At 65.7% G+C, this 19,267-nt stretch carries 16 protein-coding genes; 7 read left to right on the forward strand and 9 right to left on the reverse strand.

The genetic code is table 11. The features are described from left to right. Nucleotides 1–126 precede the first annotated feature (126 nt). Nucleotides 127–1,512, reverse strand: a complete 1,386-nt coding sequence (locus tag IQ16_RS00300) for a lytic murein transglycosylase (RefSeq protein ID WP_018646667.1) — start codon at nucleotides 1,510–1,512, stop codon at nucleotides 127–129. A gap of 200 nt (nucleotides 1,513–1,712) precedes the next feature. Here IQ16_RS00300 and IQ16_RS00305 point away from each other — a divergent pair, with 200 nt between their 5' ends. Continuing rightward, on the forward strand, nucleotides 1,713–2,588 hold the full coding sequence (locus tag IQ16_RS00305) for a UTP--glucose-1-phosphate uridylyltransferase (protein ID WP_018646668.1): 876 nt from the start codon (nucleotides 1,713–1,715) through the stop codon (nucleotides 2,586–2,588). Between the two features lie 161 nt (nucleotides 2,589–2,749). Here IQ16_RS00305 and IQ16_RS00315 read toward each other — a convergent pair whose 3' ends face one another. Beyond that, nucleotides 2,750–4,246, reverse strand: a complete 1,497-nt coding sequence (locus tag IQ16_RS00315; RefSeq protein ID WP_018646669.1) for a sensor domain-containing diguanylate cyclase — start codon at nucleotides 4,244–4,246, stop codon at nucleotides 2,750–2,752. A gap of 155 nt (nucleotides 4,247–4,401) precedes the next feature. On the opposite strand from IQ16_RS00315, the gene IQ16_RS00320 reads away from it, so the two are divergent. Next, a complete protein-coding gene (locus tag IQ16_RS00320) occupies nucleotides 4,402–4,662 on the forward strand; it encodes a DUF7662 domain-containing protein (RefSeq protein WP_018646670.1) in 261 nt (86 codons plus the stop codon). A gap of 989 nt (nucleotides 4,663–5,651) precedes the next feature. Here the strand turns inward: IQ16_RS00320 and IQ16_RS00330 are convergent. Then, nucleotides 5,652–8,528, reverse strand: a complete 2,877-nt coding sequence (locus IQ16_RS00330) for an EAL domain-containing protein (RefSeq protein WP_018646673.1) — start codon at nucleotides 8,526–8,528, stop codon at nucleotides 5,652–5,654. Between the two features lie 139 nt (nucleotides 8,529–8,667). Then, on the reverse strand, nucleotides 8,668–9,666 hold the full coding sequence (locus IQ16_RS00335; RefSeq protein WP_018646674.1) for an NAD(P)H-quinone oxidoreductase: 999 nt from the start codon (nucleotides 9,664–9,666) through the stop codon (nucleotides 8,668–8,670). Nucleotides 9,667–9,777: 111 nt separating this feature from the next. On the opposite strand from IQ16_RS00335, the gene IQ16_RS00340 reads away from it, so the two are divergent. Both IQ16_RS00340 and rcdA read left to right on the forward strand, forming a co-directional pair. Continuing rightward, complete coding sequence (locus tag IQ16_RS00340; RefSeq protein ID WP_018646675.1) at nucleotides 9,778–9,969, forward strand: DUF1192 domain-containing protein; 192 nt, start codon at nucleotides 9,778–9,780, stop codon at nucleotides 9,967–9,969. A 568-nt stretch (nucleotides 9,970–10,537) separates the two neighbouring features. Then, on the forward strand, nucleotides 10,538–11,047 hold the full coding sequence (gene rcdA, locus IQ16_RS00355) for a protease adaptor protein RcdA (RefSeq protein ID WP_018646676.1): 510 nt from the start codon (nucleotides 10,538–10,540) through the stop codon (nucleotides 11,045–11,047). A gap of 183 nt (nucleotides 11,048–11,230) precedes the next feature. Here rcdA and rpmE read toward each other — a convergent pair whose 3' ends face one another. Then, on the reverse strand, nucleotides 11,231–11,458 hold the full coding sequence (gene rpmE / locus IQ16_RS00360; RefSeq protein WP_018646677.1) for a 50S ribosomal protein L31: 228 nt from the start codon (nucleotides 11,456–11,458) through the stop codon (nucleotides 11,231–11,233). A 200-nt stretch (nucleotides 11,459–11,658) separates the two neighbouring features. Here rpmE and IQ16_RS00365 point away from each other — a divergent pair, with 200 nt between their 5' ends. Further along, nucleotides 11,659–13,509, forward strand: coding sequence for an ABC transporter ATP-binding protein/permease (locus IQ16_RS00365; protein WP_018646678.1), 1,851 nt, complete (start codon nucleotides 11,659–11,661; stop codon nucleotides 13,507–13,509). A 116-nt stretch (nucleotides 13,510–13,625) separates the two neighbouring features. Here IQ16_RS00365 and IQ16_RS00370 read toward each other — a convergent pair whose 3' ends face one another. The 4 genes from IQ16_RS00370 to IQ16_RS00385 form a co-directional block, all read right to left on the reverse strand. Further along, nucleotides 13,626–13,841 (reverse strand): hypothetical protein, encoded by a 216-nt coding sequence (locus tag IQ16_RS00370; protein ID WP_018646679.1) that lies wholly within the window; start codon nucleotides 13,839–13,841, stop codon nucleotides 13,626–13,628. Between the two features lie 69 nt (nucleotides 13,842–13,910). Then, complete coding sequence (locus IQ16_RS00375) at nucleotides 13,911–14,357, reverse strand: GNAT family N-acetyltransferase (protein WP_018646680.1); 447 nt, start codon at nucleotides 14,355–14,357, stop codon at nucleotides 13,911–13,913. Next, nucleotides 14,357–15,385 carry a peptidoglycan -binding protein gene (locus IQ16_RS00380; RefSeq protein ID WP_018646681.1) on the reverse strand — a complete coding sequence of 343 codons (1,029 nt, stop codon included), beginning with the start codon at nucleotides 15,383–15,385 and terminating at the stop codon, nucleotides 14,357–14,359. The genes IQ16_RS00375 and IQ16_RS00380 overlap by 1 nt, the downstream gene beginning before the upstream one ends. 141 nt (nucleotides 15,386–15,526) lie before the next feature. Next, nucleotides 15,527–16,546: a hypothetical protein gene (locus tag IQ16_RS00385; protein ID WP_026312566.1), complete on the reverse strand. Its 1,020-nt coding sequence runs from the start codon at nucleotides 16,544–16,546 to the stop codon at nucleotides 15,527–15,529. A 253-nt stretch (nucleotides 16,547–16,799) separates the two neighbouring features. Between IQ16_RS00385 and IQ16_RS00390 the strand changes: the two genes are divergently transcribed. Together IQ16_RS00390 and IQ16_RS00395 are read left to right on the forward strand one after the other, a co-directional pair. Further along, nucleotides 16,800–17,819, forward strand: a complete 1,020-nt coding sequence (locus IQ16_RS00390; RefSeq protein WP_026312567.1) for an SAM-dependent methyltransferase — start codon at nucleotides 16,800–16,802, stop codon at nucleotides 17,817–17,819. A gap of 230 nt (nucleotides 17,820–18,049) precedes the next feature. Then, nucleotides 18,050–19,243, forward strand: a complete 1,194-nt coding sequence (locus tag IQ16_RS00395; RefSeq protein WP_018646683.1) for an efflux RND transporter periplasmic adaptor subunit — start codon at nucleotides 18,050–18,052, stop codon at nucleotides 19,241–19,243. Nucleotides 19,244–19,267: the final 24 nt, after the last annotated feature.

Here is a 19,267-nt window from a genome sequence, read left to right on the forward strand (position 1 = left end):
TGGGCGCCAAACGGGCAGATTCCGTTGCGGATTTTTGACGGATTCTCGCGCCATACACCGGGGAACAGCCGCCCCCGTCAAGACCGCCGGGTAAAATCCCTGTTCAGGGTTACTTTCGGCGCGATTTTACCGCCCGCGCAGCCGGTCCAGAGCGTCGGAGGAGGCAAATCCGTCCGCCGGCACCCCAATCGAGGCCTGGAAGTTGCGGAGCGCCTCCCGTGTCTGGCCGCCGAACTGGCCGTCCGGGGTGCCCTTGTAGAAGCCGCGCTGGGCCAGAAGCTGTTGCAGTTCCAGCCGCTCGGTGCGGGACAGCTCGCGCTCCTGGCGCGGCCAGGGCTGCACGAAGGGCTGCCCCCCGCGCAGGCGGTCGGCGAAATGGCCGATCGCCAGCGCATAGGCCTCGGCCGGGTTGTACTTCATGATGACGCGGTAGTTCTGCAGCATCAGGAAGCCCGGGCCCTGCGCGCCCGCCGGCGCCAGCAGATAGGCTTTCTCCGCCGGGTTCGGGAAAGGCTGGTTGGTCGGGCGCTTCAGCCCGAGCTTCTCCCACTGCGCAATCGTCTGCGCCTTGGCGCGGTCGGCCAGCATGTAGTTGAACCCTTGCGGCACCACGACCTCGAAGCCCCAGGTCTGGCCGGACTGCCAGCCGTCCTTCTTCAGATTGTTGGCGGTCGACGCAATCAGGTCGGTCGGATTGTCGACGACGTCGCGCCGTCCGTCGCCGTCGCCGTCGACGGCAAAGCGCTTGAACGCGGTCGGCATGAACTGGGTCGGGCCGAAGGCGCCGGCCCAGGAGCCGCGCATCTGCTCCGGACGCAGATCGCCGCGGTTGAGGATCTCCAATGCGGAGAGGAATTCGTCCTTGAAATAGGCCTGGCGGCGGCCGATGCAGGCGAGCGTCGCGGTCGATTGCAGCACGCTGCGATCGCCCATCTGCGTCGAGTAATTGGACTCGATGCCCCAGATCGAGGCGATGATGTAGCGATCGACGCCGGTGACCTTTTCCGTGGCATCGAACTGCGCCTTGTATTTGGCAAGCACCTCGCGGCCCTTGGCGAGGCGATTGTCGTTCACGAGGATGTCGAGATAATCCCAGATCGATTTTGTGAACTCCGGCTGCGAGTCCATCAGGTCCATGATGCGCAGGTCGGGGCTGAGGCCCGCGGTGAAGCGCTGGAAGTTGTCCTGGGTGATGCCGCGCCGTGCGGCATCGGGCCACATCCCGGCAACGCAATTGTCGAAATTGCCGGCGGCTTCGCGGATCGCGGCGGCCGTCATCAGCGGATGGCCGGAGGCGCCGTCCTCGCCGCTCCAGGGTTGCGCGCCGCCTGGGCTTGGTGCGCCTTGCGAGGGCGCGGGATTCGTCCCGGAGAAAATGCCGCCGAACAGGTTCGACAGCCCGTTCTGCGACTGGGCGTATGCATGAACCGGCAGCAACAAGGCGGCCGCAATCACAGCTCCACCGGTCACGGATGCCGCACGTTTTGCCAGCCCTGCCATCGATTGCATCATGTCCCACCTGTCCGGCCAAAAATCCGTCATCAGGAGGCCCGGTACCGGTTGCCAATAGCTTAACAAAGGTGAAATTTTAGTGGCTTCTTTTTTCTTAACTCTGTGATCGCGAGGCCCCACATCCGCCTTTGTTAGCGGCTGCAAACAGTCTAGCAAGACACCATTGCTCCCTTCACGTCCTCAGGTATTCGATCAATCCCATGAAAATTCGCAAAGCCGTATTCCCCGTCGCCGGCCTCGGCACCCGCGTCCTGCCCGCCACCAAGGCGATGCCGAAGGAGATGTTGACCATCGTCGACAAGCCGCTGATCCAGTACGTGTATGACGAGGCGAGGGAGGCCGGCATCGAGCACTTCATCTTCGTCACCGGCCGCAACAAAAACGTCATAGAAGATCATTTCGACAAGATGTTCGAGCTCGACGCCACGCTGGCTGCACGCGGCAAGAAGGCCGAGCAGGAGATCCTGGCGCAGAACCAGCCGGATGCCGGCGCCGTCAGCTTCACCCGCCAGCAGGCGCCGCTCGGCCTCGGCCACGCGGTCTGGTGTGCACGCGACATCGTCGGCAACGAGCCGTTCGCGGTCGTGCTGCCGGACGAGCTCGTGCTCAACACGCCCGGCTGCCTGAAGCAGATGATCGAGACCGCCGCAACGCTCGGCGAGAAATCCAATGTCATCGCGGTCGAGGCGGTGCCCGATCATCTCACCCATCAATACGGCATCTGCGGCGTCGGCAAACGCACCGGCAAGATGTTCGAGGTCGACGGCATGGTCGAGAAGCCGGCCAAGGGCACCGCGCCCTCCAACCTCTCGATCACCGGCCGCTACATCCTGCAGCCGGAGATCTTCAAGATCCTCGAAACGCAGGAGCGCGGCGCCGGCGGCGAGATCCAGCTCACCGACGCCATGATCGGCCTCGCCAAGTCGCAGAAATTCTACGGCGTCGAGTTCGAGGGCGAGCGCCATGATTGCGGCTCCAAGCCCGGCTTCCTCCGCGCCAACATCGCCTACGGCCTCAAGCGCCCCGAGCTGCGCGACGGGCTGATCGCGGAGATGAAGAAGTATCTGGGGCAGTAGCCGCCACATATTCCGCTGTCGTCCCGGCGAAGGCCGGGACCCATGACCACAGGGAGTGGTTTGGCGAAGACTCGCAGTTCGGTACTGCTACCGACTGCAATCGATAGATTACGCGGTATGGGTCCCGGCCTTCGCCGGGACGACGCCGTTGATGTAACCCCTCACGCCACCAGCGACAGCTTCGGCAGGCTCGCGACCACGGACTGGTTGCGGCCGCCGGCTTTGGCGGCGTAGAGCGCCTTGTCGGCGGCGGCGACCAGGATCGTCCAGTCCATGCCGGCGGCGGGGACGAGGCTGGCGATGCCGCAAGACACCGTCGATGCCGCCTGGTCGTCGGACCAGCCCTGCACCTTGAGGCGGATCGTCTCGGCGGTCTTGAAGGCGTCGGCTGCCGAGGTGTCCGGCAGCAGCACCGCGAATTCCTCGCCGCCATAGCGCGCGGCGCAGTCGCCGGCCCGGCGGACCGAGTCGGAAATGCAGATGGCGATGCCGACCAGCACCTGGTCGCCGGCCTGATGGCCGAAGGTGTCGTTGTAGGCCTTGAAGTGATCGGCATCGATCATCAGCAGCGCGACCGGCGTCTTCTGGCGCATGGCGCGCCGCCATTCGACGTCGATGACGGTGTCGAACTTGCGGCGGTTCTTCAGGCCGGTGAGCGCATCCGTCGTCGCCAGCTCCTCGAGCTTGCGCTCGGCCTCGGCGCGCCGGCCGATCTCGCGTGCGAGCACCAGCGTCGATGCCAGCATGAACACGATCAGCGCCAGCACCACGGCGCCGATACGATAGGCCTCCTTCTGCCACAGCTCGAACACCGCGCTCAGGGGCTTGCCGGCCACGACGAACAGCGGGCTGTCGCCGTTGCTGCGAACGTAGAGCCGCGGCGTGGTGTCGACCGGGCCTTGCCCTGCATAGGAGGTGCCGGCGCGGAGATTGTCGGCCTTCCAGTTCTGACGGTCGTTCAAATTCCTGCCGATCACGTCGAGGTCGAACGGCCGCCGCATCATGATGGTGCGGTCGCGCTTGAGCACCGTGATGGTGTCTTCGGGATCGAGGCTCAGGCGTTCGAACAATTCGTGGAAATAGCTGAAGCGGATCGAGCCGGTGACGACGCCGAGGAAGCCGCCGTCGGTGTCGCTGATGCGCCGGCTCAGCACGATCGAATAGGCGCCGCGGAACAGCATCGGGCGGCTGATGAAGAGGCCGGCGCCGGGATTGTCACGGTGAACCCTAAAATAGTCTTCGTCGCCGCGGTTCTCGGGAGAGGGGTCGAGCGTGGAGGCGTCGATGGTCAGGCGGCCCTCCGAATCATAGACCTGGATGGCGCCGAAATGCCGGGCCGTCGTCGCATGATCGAACAGGATGAGGTGGCGGACCGGCTTCGAGACTGTGGCGAGCTCCGGCAGCAGCATGTTGCTGGCGACCGCCTTCAGCGACAAATCGTAGATTTCGATGTTGCGGCTGATGTCGGATTCGATGGTCGTGGCGAGGTTTTCCAGGGTCTGGCGGGCCAGCGCCTCTTCGCCGCGGCGCATGTCGAGCATGACGTTGACGCAAATGGCGGAAAAGCCGATCACCGTCACCACGGACGAGATGATCAGCAGTTTCGCCGAAATCCGCCACGGCCGGCGGGCCATGACTTCGCGCCATCCAGACAGCATCGTTTGCTCCCGACCCTGATGGATGCGCCCTAAACCTTGAGCAGTGTTTAAGCTGGTACGGCGCTGCCGCAATGAGTTAAGAATCGGTTGATGCGGCTAGCGGTTTTCGGCAGGCCTCATGTGAAGAGATCCGGGCTGCGGACGAGAGGACGAGTGTGAACGACTACGACACGTTGCGCGATTATCTACTGCGGCAGAAGCAGGCGGAATTCGTGCTGACCTTCGAAGAGATCGAGGAGATCATCGGTGCGGCGCTGCCGCGCGCGGCCAATCGTGCCTCATGGTGGGACAGCCTGCGCAGCCCCGACATCCAGATGCCGCAGCGCGAAGCCTGCCTCGCCGCCGGCTTCGTGGCGACACGGATGCCCGATGGCCAGAGCGTGCGGTTCAGGAAGAAGAGCGAGCGGCGGCGGTAGTGCACGCTCTCCACCCTCCCCTGGAGGGGGAGGGTCGGCTCACATTGAGCGTAGCGAAATGTGAGACGGGGTGGGGTGACGGTCTCTCTACGTCCAACGGTGCCCGAGTGGAGAGATCACCCCACCCTGCTCGCGCTGCGCGCGATCGACCCTCCCCCTCCAGGGGAGGGTAAGACAAGAGTATCGTAGGGTGGGCAAAGCGGAGCGTGCCCACCACCTCTGTCGTAGGGTTGGATGGTGGGCACGGCGCAAGTGCGCCTTTGCCTACCCTACGGTACTGGATCAAGTCCACCGCGGACGTGAGGACGGTTGCCGCTAGCCGAGCTGTCGCGCCAAGGCCTTCATTGGCGCTCACGGAGCCAGCGTTCGACGTCGGCGTGTGCTCGTATCAGACACCTGGTTGTCTGCCGGTCGCAGGCGCGCATGCACACGTTCTGGCGGCCCCGAACGTCACCGGCCCCGCCGGTGTAGTCGGCACATGTGCCGATGCAGTTTGCGCCTCGATCCTCGCATCGTGCAGCCGTCACTGCTTCGGCCGAGGAGGCGAGGAACATTCCGGTGCCTATGAGGGTGATCGCGTAGAAAAGGTGCCGGCTCATCCGTAACTCCTGAGAAGGACGCGCTTGGTCTGCTCATTCCTGTCGTTGCGCTTGACGCGTGTGAGCACGCCGAGAACGACAGTGGCGAGCCCAACGACCTTGATGACGAACCCGTTCTGGATCGAATGCTGCGCGCCAATTTTCGCGGCGGTTGAGCAGCGGCCCATTGATCTGGATCAAGCACGGCCTGATCGGTACCTCCACCCCGCGCGCTTTCGCGGGCGGCCCCTCAAGAAGGGGGGAGGAGGGGGGCAGTTCGCCGCTTCCAGTTGGAATCGGAGGGTGGGCAAAGCGAAGCGTGCCCACCATTGGCGCGGCATGTGTGGAGGGATGGTGGGCACGGCGCAAGTGCGCCTTTGCCCACCCTACGATACCGGACTCGCGGGAGCCTCAGCTCGCCGCTTCCAGCCGCACTTCCGTCAAGAGGCGCATTGCCGCGTCCGCGTCCATCGGCTCGCCGAAGGCAAAACCTTGCGCGTATTCGCAGCCCATCTGGTAGAGCTCGACCGCGTCGGAATCGGTCTCGGCGCCTTCGGCGACCACGTCCATGCCGAGGTCGTGCGCGAGCGCGATGATCGACTTCAGGATCACCGGCCGCGTGCCGCGGTTGGTGGTGCGCACGAAGGACTGGTCGATCTTGATGGTGTCGAACGGGAAGCGCTGCAGATAGGCCAGCGAGGAATGGCCGGTGCCGAAATCGTCGAGCGACAGGCCGGTGCCGAGCTCGCGGATGCGCGTCAGCATCTGCGCGGCGTGCTCCGGGTTCTCCATCACCAGCGATTCCGTCAGTTCGAGCTTGAGCGTGCCGCGCGCCACCGAGGAGCGCGACAGCACGGTGCGGATGTCGTGGATGAGGTCGTGGCGCAGCAGCTGCCGCGAGGAGACGTTGACGCTCGCGAAGATCGGCTCGCGCGAGCGCATGGCGCGCTGCCACACCGAAAGCTGCTTTGCTGTCTGGTCGAGCACGAACATGCCGAGGTCGACGATCAGGCCGGTCTCTTCCGCGATTGAGATGAACTCCGAGGGCGCCATGCGCCCGAGCTTGGGATGATCCCAGCGCGCCAGGGCCTCGAAGCCGGCGACGGAGCGATCCTCCAGCCGCACGATCGGCTGGTAGAGGATCGTGATCTCCTGCCGCTCGATGGCACGGCGCAATTCGCTCTCCAGCGTCAGGCGATCGGTTTTTCGCGCGCGCATCGCCGGCTTGTACACATCGATGCGGTCGCCGCCGATGCGCTTGGAATGATACATCGCAAGCTCGGCGTCCTTGATGATCTCGTCCGTCAGCTGAACCTGCGGGTCGGAGAGCGCAAGGCCGATCGAGGCGGTGAGGAAGATCTCGCGATCGTTGAAAGCGATCGGCGCGCGGATGGTCTTGCGGATGGTCTCGGCGAAATTGGTGATCCGCGCCGGATCCTGTTCCGACAGCAGGATCAGGCCGAACTGGTCGCCGGCCAGCCGCGCCAGCGTGTCTTGCGGTTTCAGGATGCGGGTGAGGCGGCGCGCGAGTGTCAGTAAGATGGAATCGCCGACCGCGATGCCGACGGAATCGTTGACCTGCTTGAAGCGGTCGAGGTCGATCACCATCAGCGTCGGCCGCAGCGTCGGCATGGTCTTGGCGAAGTTTGCAACGGCGCCAAGCCGGTCCATGAACAGTTTTCGGTTGGGCAGGCCGGTGAGGTTGTCATGCACGGAATCGTGCAGCAGGCGCTCCTCGGCGTTGCGCAGCTCGGTGACGTCGGTGAGCGTGCCGACCACGCGCGAGACCTCGCCGTCGGAGCCGACCACGGGGCGGGCCTTCAGCGCGAACCACATGAAATGGCCGTCCGGCGTGCGCAGGCGGAAATCCTGCACCAGGCGGCCGCGGCGCTGGTCGAGCACGCTGTCGAGCGCGGCGCGGAAACGGTCCTGGTCGAGCGGGTGCAGCACCTCGAGCCACGAGGCCGCCGGGCCTTCCAGCGTGCCGCGCTTGAGGCCGAGCAAGGCTTCGGTCTCGGGGCTGGTGAAGACCTTGTCGGCGGAGACGTCCCAATCCCAGATCAGGTCGCCGGAGCCGGCCAGTGCCAAGGCCCGCCGCTCGATGTCGGAGACGACGCCGGTGGTGGCGCCGCCGCCGGCAAAGGCGTGCTGCATCACCGTGAAGCCGATCAGCATCACGATCAGCACGAGGCCGCCGAGCAGGGCGGGGCCGACGATGTCGTTGGTGACGGAGCCCGCCACCGTCATGCCGGCCGCGACCACCCAGACCACGAGGAGGAACCAGGTCGGGATCAGGAGCACCGCGCGGTCGAAACCGTGAGTGGAGAGATAGACGATCAGCGCAAAGCCGGCGAAGGCAATCAGCACCAGCGAGATGCGGGCGATGCCGGAGGCGACGGCCGGATCGAACAAAGCGAGCGCGACGAGAGAGCCGAGGAACGCGAGCCAGCCCACCGTGATGTGCGAGTAGCGCACATGCCAGCGGCTGAGGTTCAGATAGGCGAACAGGAACACCAGCAGCGTCGCCGCCAGGATCGCTTCGCCCGCCGCGCGCCAGATGCGCTCGGCGTTGTTCGACATGTCGAGCACCTTGCCCCAGAAGCCGAAATCGACGCCGATATAGACCAGCACCGCCCAGGCCAGCGCCGCGGCGGCCGGGAACATGATGCTGCCCTTCACCACGAACAGGATGGTCAGCACCAGCGCCAGCAGTCCCGAGATGCCGATCACGATTCCCTGGTACAGCGTGAACGAGTTGACCTTGTCCTTGTAGGACTCGGGCTCCCACAGATAGAGCTGCGGCAGCTTGTCGGTGCGCAGCTCCGCGACGAAGGTGACGACGGCGCCGGGATCGAGCGTGATGCGGAACACGTCCGCGGTTGCGCTTTCCTGGCGTTCGGGCCGGTCGCCGATCGACGGTGTGATGGTCGCGATGCGCGACAGCCCGAGGTCGGGCCAGAGCAATCCCGAGGAGACGATGCGGTAATGCGGCGCGACAATCAGGCGGTCGAGCTGGTCGTCGGTGTTGTTGGCGAGCGCGAACACCACCCAGTTCTGGCCGCCTTCGCGGGCACGCACCTCGATGCGGCGGACGATGCCGTCGGTGCCGGGCGCGGTCGAGACCTGGATGCGGTCGGCATCGCTGCGCTGATGCTCGAGCACGCCGGTGAGGTCGATCGCGGGCGCGTCACCGCGGACGCTGACGGCGTCGAGCGCGCGCACGGGGTACGCGGCGACGAGAATCATGAGGCCCAGCGCGATGGGCGCGAGGCACCTGATCAGACGCAAGGTCAGTTCTCCGCGTTCGACGCAACTCTTCGGTGGAAGACAATTTCACACCGGACAGAATTGGTTCGGTGCGTCGCGATAGATGCCACGAAAGCGAGGAAAATCAAAGGGTTTCCGGCGTCCCCGGTGGGTCGCTGGCCTACACCTCCAACACAATTTTGCCAATATGTGCGCTCGTCTCCATGCGCCGGTGGGCGTCGGCTGCCTTTTCCAGCGGGAAAGTGCTGTCCATCAGCGGTTTGACGCGGCCTTCGCGCAAAAGCGGCATCACTTTCTGTTCGATCGCGGCCACCATCGCCGCCTTGTCCGCATTACTACGGGGGCGCAGCGTCGAGCCGGTGTGGGTCAGGCGCTTGACCATCACCTTGGCGATGTTGGCGGTAATCTTGGGCCCGTTGAGCGTCGCGATCTGGACGATGCGGCCGTCGACGGCGGCGGCATCATAGTTGCGGTCGACATAGTCGCCGGCGACCATGTCGAGGATCAGATTGACGCCGGCCTTGCCCGTCTCTTCCTTGACGACAGTGACGAAGTCTTCGGTTTTGTAGTTGATGGCGCGGTCGGCGCCCAGCTTGAGGCAGGCGTCGACCTTGTCCTGCGATCCCACGGTGACGAACACTTTTGCGCCGAACGCCTTGGCGAGCTGGATCGCCATGGTGCCGATGCCAGAGGAGCCGCCATGGATCAGCAGCGTCTCGCCCGCCTTCAGCCCGCCGCGTTCGAACACGTTGTGCCAGACCGTCATCAGCGTTTCCGGCAGCGCACCGGCTTCCTTGATCGACAGCGCCGGCGGCACGCTCATCGCCTGGGCATCCTGCGCGATGCAGTATTGCGCATAGCCGCCGCCGGCGACGAGCGACATCACCTTGTCGCCGATCTTGTGTCGCTTGGCGTTGCTGCCGACCGCGACCACTTCACCGGCGATCTCGAGGCCGGGCAGGTCGCTGGCGCCGGGCGGCGGCGGATAGGCGCCGGAGCGCTGCGCGACGTCGGGCCGGTTGACGCCGGCGGCCATCACCTTGACCAGGATCTCGTCGGGACCGGGCTGCGGAACGCTGCGTTGTTCCGGCACCAGCACCTCCGGTCCGCCGGGCGTGGAGATGGCGACCACGGTCATTTGCGCGGGCAGCTTGTCCATGATGTGTCCTTGAGCAAAGGTGCGGGAGGAACGAGGCCATTGCTTAGCCAGCGCGGCCCAAGCTGGCAACCGCCTCAGCCGTGTGACAGGCGCGAACGCAGGAGGAACGACATGCCGATCGAAGACGACGACCGCCCGCGCAAGAAGGTCACGCACGAAATCGGACAGGATCTCTCACTCTTGTCAGTGGAGGAACTGACCGAGCGCGTCGCTCTCCTGAAGACCGAGATCGCCAGGCTGGAAGAAGCCGCCACCAAGAAGCGCGCCTCGCGCGATGCGGCGAACAGTTTCTTCAAGTCGTAGTCGCCGCCGCACATCGGATGTCGTCCCGGCGAAGGCCGGGACCCATACCGCGTGATCTCTCTATGGGCGCTGACAGCAGTACCGAACAACGAGTCTTCGTCACACTACTCCCTGTGGTTATGGGTCCCGGCCTTCGCCGGGACGACAGCGGAGCGCGTTGCGCCAGCCAGTACCAAATGCCCCGTGCCCAACCTGGCCCGGTGCGAAGACGGCGAGTTTTGTTCCGCACCGCACTCGGCCAGCGGCCGACATGGCTAACGAACTCTCAAAAAATTAGCTCGTTTACGGTCGATTAAGCTTTCGGGTTTATGACTGGAACTGTCCTCGTTTGGACACCGAGTGGCTCCTGTCCACTCTGTTTGACGCCTCCCTGTTATCAACTTTCAAAGCCGCCGGTCTCCGGCGGCTCTTTTTTTGCGTCTCTCATAGGTTGAATTCCGAGGAATGACCCGCGGAAACCATATCCGCGCTTGTCGCTGGACTCCGCGCTTCGCCCGCGCAATGATTTGTTCATCATAATCCGGCGCCAAAGCCGGACGGGTAAACAGTTGCGTAAGGGGCGTTAACCATGGAACGTTTGCAAGTCGAAGGTGCTCTCGTTCAACTCAGCGAGCGGTTCACCAATTCTGCGGCGTTCGGCGCCCTGTTCCGCGAGGGCATGGACCTCGTCGAAGAGACCGCCGCCTATCTCGATGGCGCCGGCCGCACCGAGGCCAAGGCGCTCGACCGCGCCGTCAGTCTCACCTACGCGACCGAGAGCATGCGCCTCACCACCCGCCTGATGCAGCTCGCCTCCTGGCTGCTGCTGCACCGCGCGGTCAAGGAAGGCGAGATGACGCTGATGCAGGCCAACCGCGAGAAGACCAAGGTCAAGCTCACCGCCGCAGATCCGGGCCCCGCCGACACCATCGAGAAGCTGCCCTCGCAGCTCCAGGAGCTGATCCATCGCTCGATGAGCCTGCAGACCCGCGTCCGCCGCCTCGACACCTCGATCCACACCGCGCCGGCCGAACACGTCGCCATCGGCAACCCGCTGGTGCCGCACCTCAACGCGCTGAAGGCCGCGTTCGAGCGGTAAGGTCTATCAACAATCTCTTTCGTCATTCCGGGACGCGCCACTTGGCGCGGGCCCGGAATCCATACCCCCGATCGTGGTTATGGATTCCGGGCTCGCCCTTCGGGCGCCCCGGAATGACGGACAAAAACAAAAACGCCCCCGGTCCTCCGGGGGCGTTTTTCGTCTCCAGCCTTGACGGCCGGATCAATCCTTTTTGAGAAAGCCCGAAAACTTCTTCTGGAAGCGCGAGACGCGGCCGCCGCGATCCATCAGCTGCTGGGAGCCGCCGGTCCAGGCCGGGTGCGACTTCGGGTCGATGTCGAGGTGCAGCTTGTCGCCTTCCTTGCCCCAGGTCGAGCGGGTCTGGTACTCGGAACCGTCGGTCATCACGACCGTAATCGTATGATAATTCGGATGAATTTCGGCTTTCATGGCAATTCCTCGGCGCCCTGCGCCTATCGCTTGAGTGATGATCGATGACGGATTTGGGTGGCTCTATACCCCACAGGCCCCCTTAAAACAAGCCATTGTGAGGACTGGAGAACCGGTCCGCCCCCTAAGGGACATCCCGGATTTGCCACTCCTCCTGCACCGGCCTATGTGGGGAGAATTGTCTCCTTGGGTCCGATCTCATGAGCGCTGTGGAACGGCTTGACGACCAGTACCGCGATGGGCGCGACACCGCGCCGGCAGACACCCCGTCGATCGAGGCCGAGCTGATCGAGCAGCCCGCCAAGGGACGCGCGAAGCTGCGGCCGCTGCTGGCGCTCGCGCCCTATGTGAGCCGCTATCGCGGGCGCGCCGCGCTCGCCTTTGTCGCGCTCACGATCGCGGCGCTGACCACGCTGCTGGTGCCGGTCGCGGTGCGCCGGATGATCGACTTCGGCCTGACGCCCGAGGGCATCGAGCTGATCAACAGCTACTTCTCGGTGATGATCGCTGTCGTCGCCGTGCTCGCGCTGGCGAGCGCGGCGCGCTACTACCTCGTGATGACGATCGGCGAGCGCATCGTCGCCGATCTGCGCCGTGACGTGTTCGCGCATCTATTGTCGCTGTCGCCGTCCTTCTTCGATTCCGCGCGCAGCGGCGAGCTGATCTCGCGCCTCACCGCCGACACCACCCAGATCAAGTCCGCCGTCGGCGCCTCGGTGTCGATCGCGCTGCGCAACCTGATGATGTTCTTCGGCGCGGCTGCGATGATGGTGATCACCAGCCCGAAGCTGTCGGGCTTCGTGCTGCTCGCCATTCCCCTGATCGTGCTGCCGCTGGTCGCTTTCGGGCGCTGGGTGCGCCGGCTCTCGCGCAACGCGCAGGACACGCTCGCCGACGCCTCCGCCTATGCGGGCGAGCTGGTCGGCGCGATCCGCACCGTGCAGGCCTATACCAGCGAGGGCTTCGCCGAGAAGCGTTTCGGCGGCGAGGTCGAGCAGGCCTACGAGGCCGCGCGCACCTCGACCCAGGCCCGCGCCGTGCTCACCGCCATCATCATCTTCATCGTGTTCGCAAGCGTGGTCGCGATCCTCTGGATCGGCTCGCATGACGTCTTGACCGGCGCCATCACGCCCGGCCGGCTCGGCCAGTTCGTGCTCTATGCGGCCTTCGCCGCCGCCGGCCTCGGCCAGCTCAGCGAGGTCTGGGGCGAGGTCTCGGCGGCCTCGGGCGCTGCCGAGCGCCTGTTCGAGATCCTGCACGTGCAGCCCGAGATCGCTGCGCCCGCTGCACCGCGCGCTTTGCCGGTGCCGCCGCGCGGCGAGGTCGGCTTCGACCGCGTCAGCTTCGCCTATCCGGCGCGGCCCGATGTCAACGTGCTCGACGCCGTGTCGTTCGCCGTGCGGCCCGGCGAGAAGGTCGCGATCGTCGGTCCCTCCGGCGCCGGCAAGAGCACGATCTTCCATCTGCTGCTGCGCTTCTACGATCCGCGTGGTGGCGCGATCTCGCTCGACGGCGTGCCGGTGAAGTCAGCCGATCCCCGTGATTTCCGCTCCCGCATCGCGCTGGTGCCGCAGGAATCCAACGTGTTCGCCGCGAGCGCGCGCGAGAACATCCGCTTCGGCCGGCCCGATGCGAGCGATGCCGAAGTCGAGCGCGCCGCCGAGCTCGCGCATGCCTCCGAATTCATCCGCCGCCTGCCGGAAGGTTTCGACACCCCGCTCGGTGAACGCGGCGTGACGCTGTCAGGCGGCCAACGCCAGCGCATCGCGATCGCCCGCGCCATTCTGCGCGATGCGCCGCTGCTGCTGCTCGACGAGGCCACCTCCGCGCTCGATGCCGAAAGCGAGACGCTGGTGCAGACCGCGCTGGAAGAATTGATGCGCCACCGCACCACGCTGGTGATCGCCCATCGCCTCGCCACCGTCTTGTCCTGCGACCGCATCCTGGTCATGGACCACGGCAAGATCGTCGAGCAGGGCACCCATGCCGAGCTCGTCGCCGCGAACGGGCTCTATGCGCGGCTGGCGAGATTGCAGTTCGAGGGGGCGTGAGGCGTCGCCTCACTCTCGTCATTGCGAGCGAAGCGAAGCAATCCAGACTGTCTCAGCGGAAAGACTCTGGATTGCTTCGCTGCGCTCGCAATGACGTGTGGAGGGAACTTCGTACCTTACCGGCACTTCGGCGAGAGCGCCGGCACGTTCGGCCACAGCCAGTTCTTCCAGCTTCCGTCTGCGTCCACGCAGGCCGGCGGGCCTGCGCTGTTCGTTTGCGCGGGGGCGCTTGATGTCGCAAAGCGCTGGTCCACATAGGTCGTCGACACATATCCGGCGACGAGGACGCCCAGCATCACCGAGGACCCCTTGGCCAGCTCGCTCAGCTTCATCGATCGTCTCCATCGGCTATGCCTGAGACAACGATTAACCGGCGCCGCGGGATCCAACCGTGACAGGTCTCACGCCCGCCACACCATCTTCAGCACCGGCCGGCCCGAGGTCGGGTTCACATCGTCGCCGGCGTGGGCAAAGCCGTTGCGCTCGTAGAAGCGGATGGCGCGGGAATTGTCCTTGTTGACGAGCAGCGTGACGCCTGATGGCGACAGCCGCTTGGCCTCGTCTACCAGCAGCCGTGCCGCATCCGAGCCCCAATGCGCGGGATCGACCACGAGCTGGTCGAGATAACCCTCGCCGTCGATGGTGACGAAGCCGGTCAGCACGCCGTCCTGTTCGGCGACCACGACCTGGGCCTTCGGCACCAGATCCTTGCGCCAACGCTCGCGCCACCATTCCAGCCGCGCGGCGAAATCGATCTGCGGATAGGCCTCTTGCCAGGTGCGATGCCAGAGGTCGATCGAGGCTGCCTCGTCCTCGGGGCGGTAAGGGCGGAGGTGGAGCGCGCTCACTACCGCTCCGTCAGCTTCAGCTCGATGCGGCGGTTGCGCTTGAAGGCCTCTTCCGTGGTGCCGGTGTCGAGCGGCTGGAACTCGCCGAAGCCGGCGGCGACGAGGCGCTGGGCGGGCACGCCGAGCGAGATCAGGTATTGCACCACCGAGATCGAGCGCGCCGCCGACAGGTCCCAGTTCGACTTGAAGTTCGCACCACTGACGGGCCGCACGTCGGTGTGGCCATCGACGCGCAGCACCCAGGGGATGTCGCTCGGGATCTTCTTGTCGAGCTCGATCAGCGCGGCTGCCAAGGTGTCGAGCTCGGCGCGGCCCTCGGGCAGCAGCACCGCCTGGCCGGTGTCGAAGAACACTTCGGACTGGAATACGAAGCGGTCGCCGACGATGCGAATGTCGGGGCGATTGCCGAGGATGGCGCGCAGCCGGCCGAAGAACTCCGAGCGGTAGCGCGACAATTCCTGCACGCGCTGCGCCAAGGCGACATTCAAGCGAGAACCCAGATCGGCGATCCGGTTCTGCGATTCCTTGTCGCGCTTCTCGGATGCATCGAGCGCCTCCTCCAGCGCCGCCAATTGCCGGCGCAGCGCGCTGATCTGCTGGTTCAGCACCTCGATCTGGGCCAGAGCCCGCGCCGAGACCGCTTTCTCGGAGTCCAGCGCCTTGCCGAGTTCGGCGGTCTTTCCTTGCGCGTCGCTGCCGGCGGCAGCCAGGCCCTCATAGAGGCCCTTGATGCGGTCGCGCTCGGACTCGGCCGAGGCGAGGCCGGCCCTCAGTTGCGAGACCTGGTCGTCGAGCGTGAGCTTGCCCAGCTTCTCCAGCGACAGCAGCTCGTTGAGCTGGGCGATCTTGGCGTTGAGCTGCTCCAGCGCCTTGTCCTTGCCGGTCACCTCCTGCGACAGGAAGAACTGCACCACCAGGAACACCGACAGCAGGAACACGATCGACAGCACCAGCGTCGACAATGCGTCGACGAAGCCGGGCCAGTAGTTGAAGGCGCCTTCACTGCGGCGGCCGCGGGCTAGAGCCATTTACGTCTCCGTTCTCTCGTGTCCCGGACGCGCTGCAGCGTGCAACGCTGCTGCGCAGAGCCGGGATCCACCCCTCGTCTCTGGGCCCCGGCTCAGCGCCGCATCGCTTCGCGCTGCGTCGCGTCCGGGGCACGCGAGCGTCTAACCCTTCTCGGGCTGGCGCGCGAGGCGTTCCAGCAGGCGCCGGATCTCGCGGTTCTGCTCGCCCTGGCCGTCGGCCCATTCGCGGATCATCTGCTGCTCGGTGCGCATGTGCGAGACCAGCGCCTGGATCGCTTCGGCAAGGCTCGCCATCGCCGCCGTGGTGCCGCGGCTGGCGCTGCCTTCCTCGAGCACGGAGCGCAAGCGCTCGACCGCGGCCTGAAGCTCGCCGCTGGCAACCCCGCCGCCGGCGGCGGCGACAGGCACCTCGCCGCGGCCATATTCGCGCACGGTGGTGGCGAGCCAGTCCTCGAGGTCGGTGTAGAAGCGGTTCTGCGCCTGGCTCGATTGCAGATCGAGGAAGCCGAGGATCAGCGAGCCGGCGAGGCCGAACAGGGAGCTCGAGAACGAGATGCCCATGCCGCCGAGCGGGGCGGCGAGGCCCTCCTTCAGCGTGTCGAACAGCGCCCCGGAATCGCCGCCGACCTTGAGCCCGTCGATCACCTTGCCGACCGAGCCGACCGTCTCGATCAGGCCCCAGAAGGTGCCGAGCAGGCCGAGGAAGACCAGGAGGCCGGTCATGTAGCGGGAGATGTCGCGGGCCTCGTCGAGGCGGGTCGCGATCGAATCGAGCAGATGCCGCATGGTGGTCTGGGTGATGGTCATCCGCCCGGTGCGCTCGCCGCCCAGGATCATCGCCATCGGCGCCAGCAGTTTCGGATGCCGGGCGGGCGCAAGGCCCGGATCGGCAATGCGGAAATTGTTGACCCAGGACACCTCAGGGTAGAGCCGGATCACCTGGCGGAAGGCCAGGATGATGCCGATGAACAGGACGCCGCCGATCAGGGCATTGAGCCCGGGATTGGCGAAGAAGGCCAGGATGATCTGCTTGTAGAGCACCACGCCGACCAGGGTGCAGAGCACCAGGAAGACCAGCATCCGCACCAGGAACACGCTGGGCGAGGACAGTTTTGTGTATTCGATGTCCATGGGGGAGCGGGGCGAGGTGCCAGACGGCATGGCCGGTATCATCCGTTACGAACGTGATTGCGGGGCGCACTATGGCACAGGCCCGGCCCAAAAAAAGCGCCGGATACGCCGATTTCGTGGACAGCGCCGGAACCCGAAGCGGAAACCGCGCTTTGATAGCGTGACATTTGCAAGACTTCGGCATCCCGCAGGCCGCCGGTGCCCTGTGGCTGCCCCGGCTGTTGCCGGCACCTGCCCGTTCTTCCCTCCGCCGCCCGACGAGACTGACCAAGGGAGTGGTCGCATGAGCGTCGTTTCCGCGATCATCGGGACAGCAGAACGCGTGCCGCTGCCCGATGTCATGATCCGGGCTGCGATCCAGCGCCTCTGCTCCCGCACCGCAACCCGTCTCGCCGCGCACGATGCGGCCGGCGATGCCGCCATCGCCGGGCGGATGCTGCTGCGGCCGATCGCCGGGGACGCGGGTGCCGGGGCTGACGAGGTGCCTGCTTCGTTCTTCGCAGAGGTGCTCGGCCCCAACCGCAAATACTCGTGCTGCTTCTACAAGACCGACGCGACCACCCTGCAGGAGGCGGAGGAGGAGGCGCTGCGCCAGACCGTGGAGCATGCCGGTCTCGCCGACGGCCAGACCATCCTCGAACTCGGCTGCGGCTGGGGCTCGCTCTCGCTGTGGATGGCGCGGCAGTTTCCGCACGCCACGGTGACTGCGGTCTCGAACTCGCGGGCGCAGCGCGCCCTGATCGAGGAGGAGGCGCGGCTGCGCGGGCTGTCCAACCTCCACGCGGTCACCGCCGACATGAACGTGTTTGCGCCCGACAGCCCGTTCGATCGCATCGTCGCGGTCGAGACGTTCGAGCACGTGATGAACTGGCGCAAGCTGATGACGCGCCTGCGCTCATGGCTCGCGCCCGAGGGGCGCTGCTTCATGCACATCGCCACGCATCGCACCGGCTCCCATCTGTTCGACCCGATCGATCGCGAGGACTGGGTCGCCCAGCACGTCTTCACCGGCGGGCTGATGCCGAGCCATCACCTCGTCAGGCAGTTCGATGACATCTTCACGGTCGAGAAGGAATGGTGCTGGAGCGGCACGCATTATCAGCGCACCGCCAACGACTGGCTCGCCAATTTCGACGCGCATCGCGAGACGATCGAGGCGGCCTTGCGCAAGGTCTATGGCGATGACACCGGTCTTTGGATGCGCCGCTGGCGCTGGCTGTTCCTGGTGACATCGGGCCTGTTCGGCTATGCCGATGGAACCGAATGGGGCGTCAGCCGCTACCGGATGAAGGCGGCGGAGTGATTGCGATCTTCTGTCGCAGCAGCCGCTGATGGAACCCGACTCACAATCCGGTGAGTCCCGAAAAGCCTCAAAAAGTCAGCACGATAGGTCGTGTGACATTGAGCCGCCCGCAGCATCCGTTGCGTCGCAGCAGGTCCATTCTATCTTGACGGCATCAGCTGCGCGCAAATCGCCCAGAACGGGCAGGCGCGCGCGTGATCAGATTCAACAATATCGGGGCACTTCACTTCATGTCAGGACTTCGCGCGCGATCGGCATGCGTTGCAATGATGCTCGCGGCCCTGGCGCCGCTGCTCGCGGGTTGCGATGAATCGAGTTCGGCCGTCTCTGCCGCTCCGCCCACCGATCCTGACGTCAGCATCGTCGTCGTCAAGCCGCAGCCCCGCGCCGTGGTGCGCGAACTGCCGGGCCGCATTGCACCGACGCGCGTCTCCGACGTGCGGCCGCGCATCTCCGGCATCGTGGTCGAGCGTCTGTTCCGCCAGGGCAGCGAGGTCAAGGCCGGCGATCCGCTCTACCGCATCGATCCGCGTCCGTTCGAGGTCGAGGTGATGGCCAACGAGGCCGCACTCGCCAAGTCCGAGGCTGCGCTGATGCAGGCCAAGCAGCAGGCGCACCGCATCGCCACCCTCACCAGGGATCGCGCGGCTCCGGAGGCCGAGAACGAGAAGGCGATCGCCGCCGAACGCCAGGCCCATGCCGAGGTCGAAGGACGCAAGGCCGAGCTCGCCCGCGCCAAGCTCAACCTCGACTATGCCACCGTGCGCGCGCCGATCGACGGCGTCGTCGGTGCGGCCCTCGTCAGCGAGGGCGCGCTCGCGGTGCAGAACGAGACCAATCTGGCCACCATCCAGCAGCTCGATCCGATCTATGCCGACTTCACCCAGTCGGTGACCGAGCTCAACCAGCTCCGCCGCGCCTTCGAGAGCGGCGATCTCGAGCGCATCGCGGCCGATGCCGCCAAGGTGCGGCTCGTGCTCGACGACAACACGCTCTATTCGCTCGACGGCAAGCTGCTGTTCTCCGATGCCAAGGTCGACGCCCATACCGGCCAGGTGACGCTGCGCGGCGAGTTCCGCAATCCCAAGCGCGAGCTGCTGCCGGGCATGTATGTCCGCGTCCGCATCGACCAGGGTCTCGACAGCGATGCCATCGCGGTGCCGCAGCAGGCGATCCAGCGCAATGGCGGCGGCGGCAGCGAGGTGTTCGTCGTCAAGGACGACAACCACATCGCGGTGCAGCCGGTGCGCACGGGCTCGGTGCAGGACGGACTCTGGTTCGTCACCGAAGGCCTGAAGGCCGGTGACAAGGTCGTGGTCGAGGGTTTCCAGAAATTCGCGGCGGGCGACAGGGTCAAGCCGCAATCCTGGTCCGAGGCGGATGCGACCGCGGACAACCGGCACGCCCAGAAGCTGACGCGGTAACGCTCTCGTGCAGCAAGTGTCGTC

Source organism: Bradyrhizobium huanghuaihaiense, assembly GCF_007830635.1.
In the GTDB taxonomy this organism is placed as follows: Bacteria; Pseudomonadota; Alphaproteobacteria; order Rhizobiales; family Xanthobacteraceae; genus Bradyrhizobium; species Bradyrhizobium huanghuaihaiense.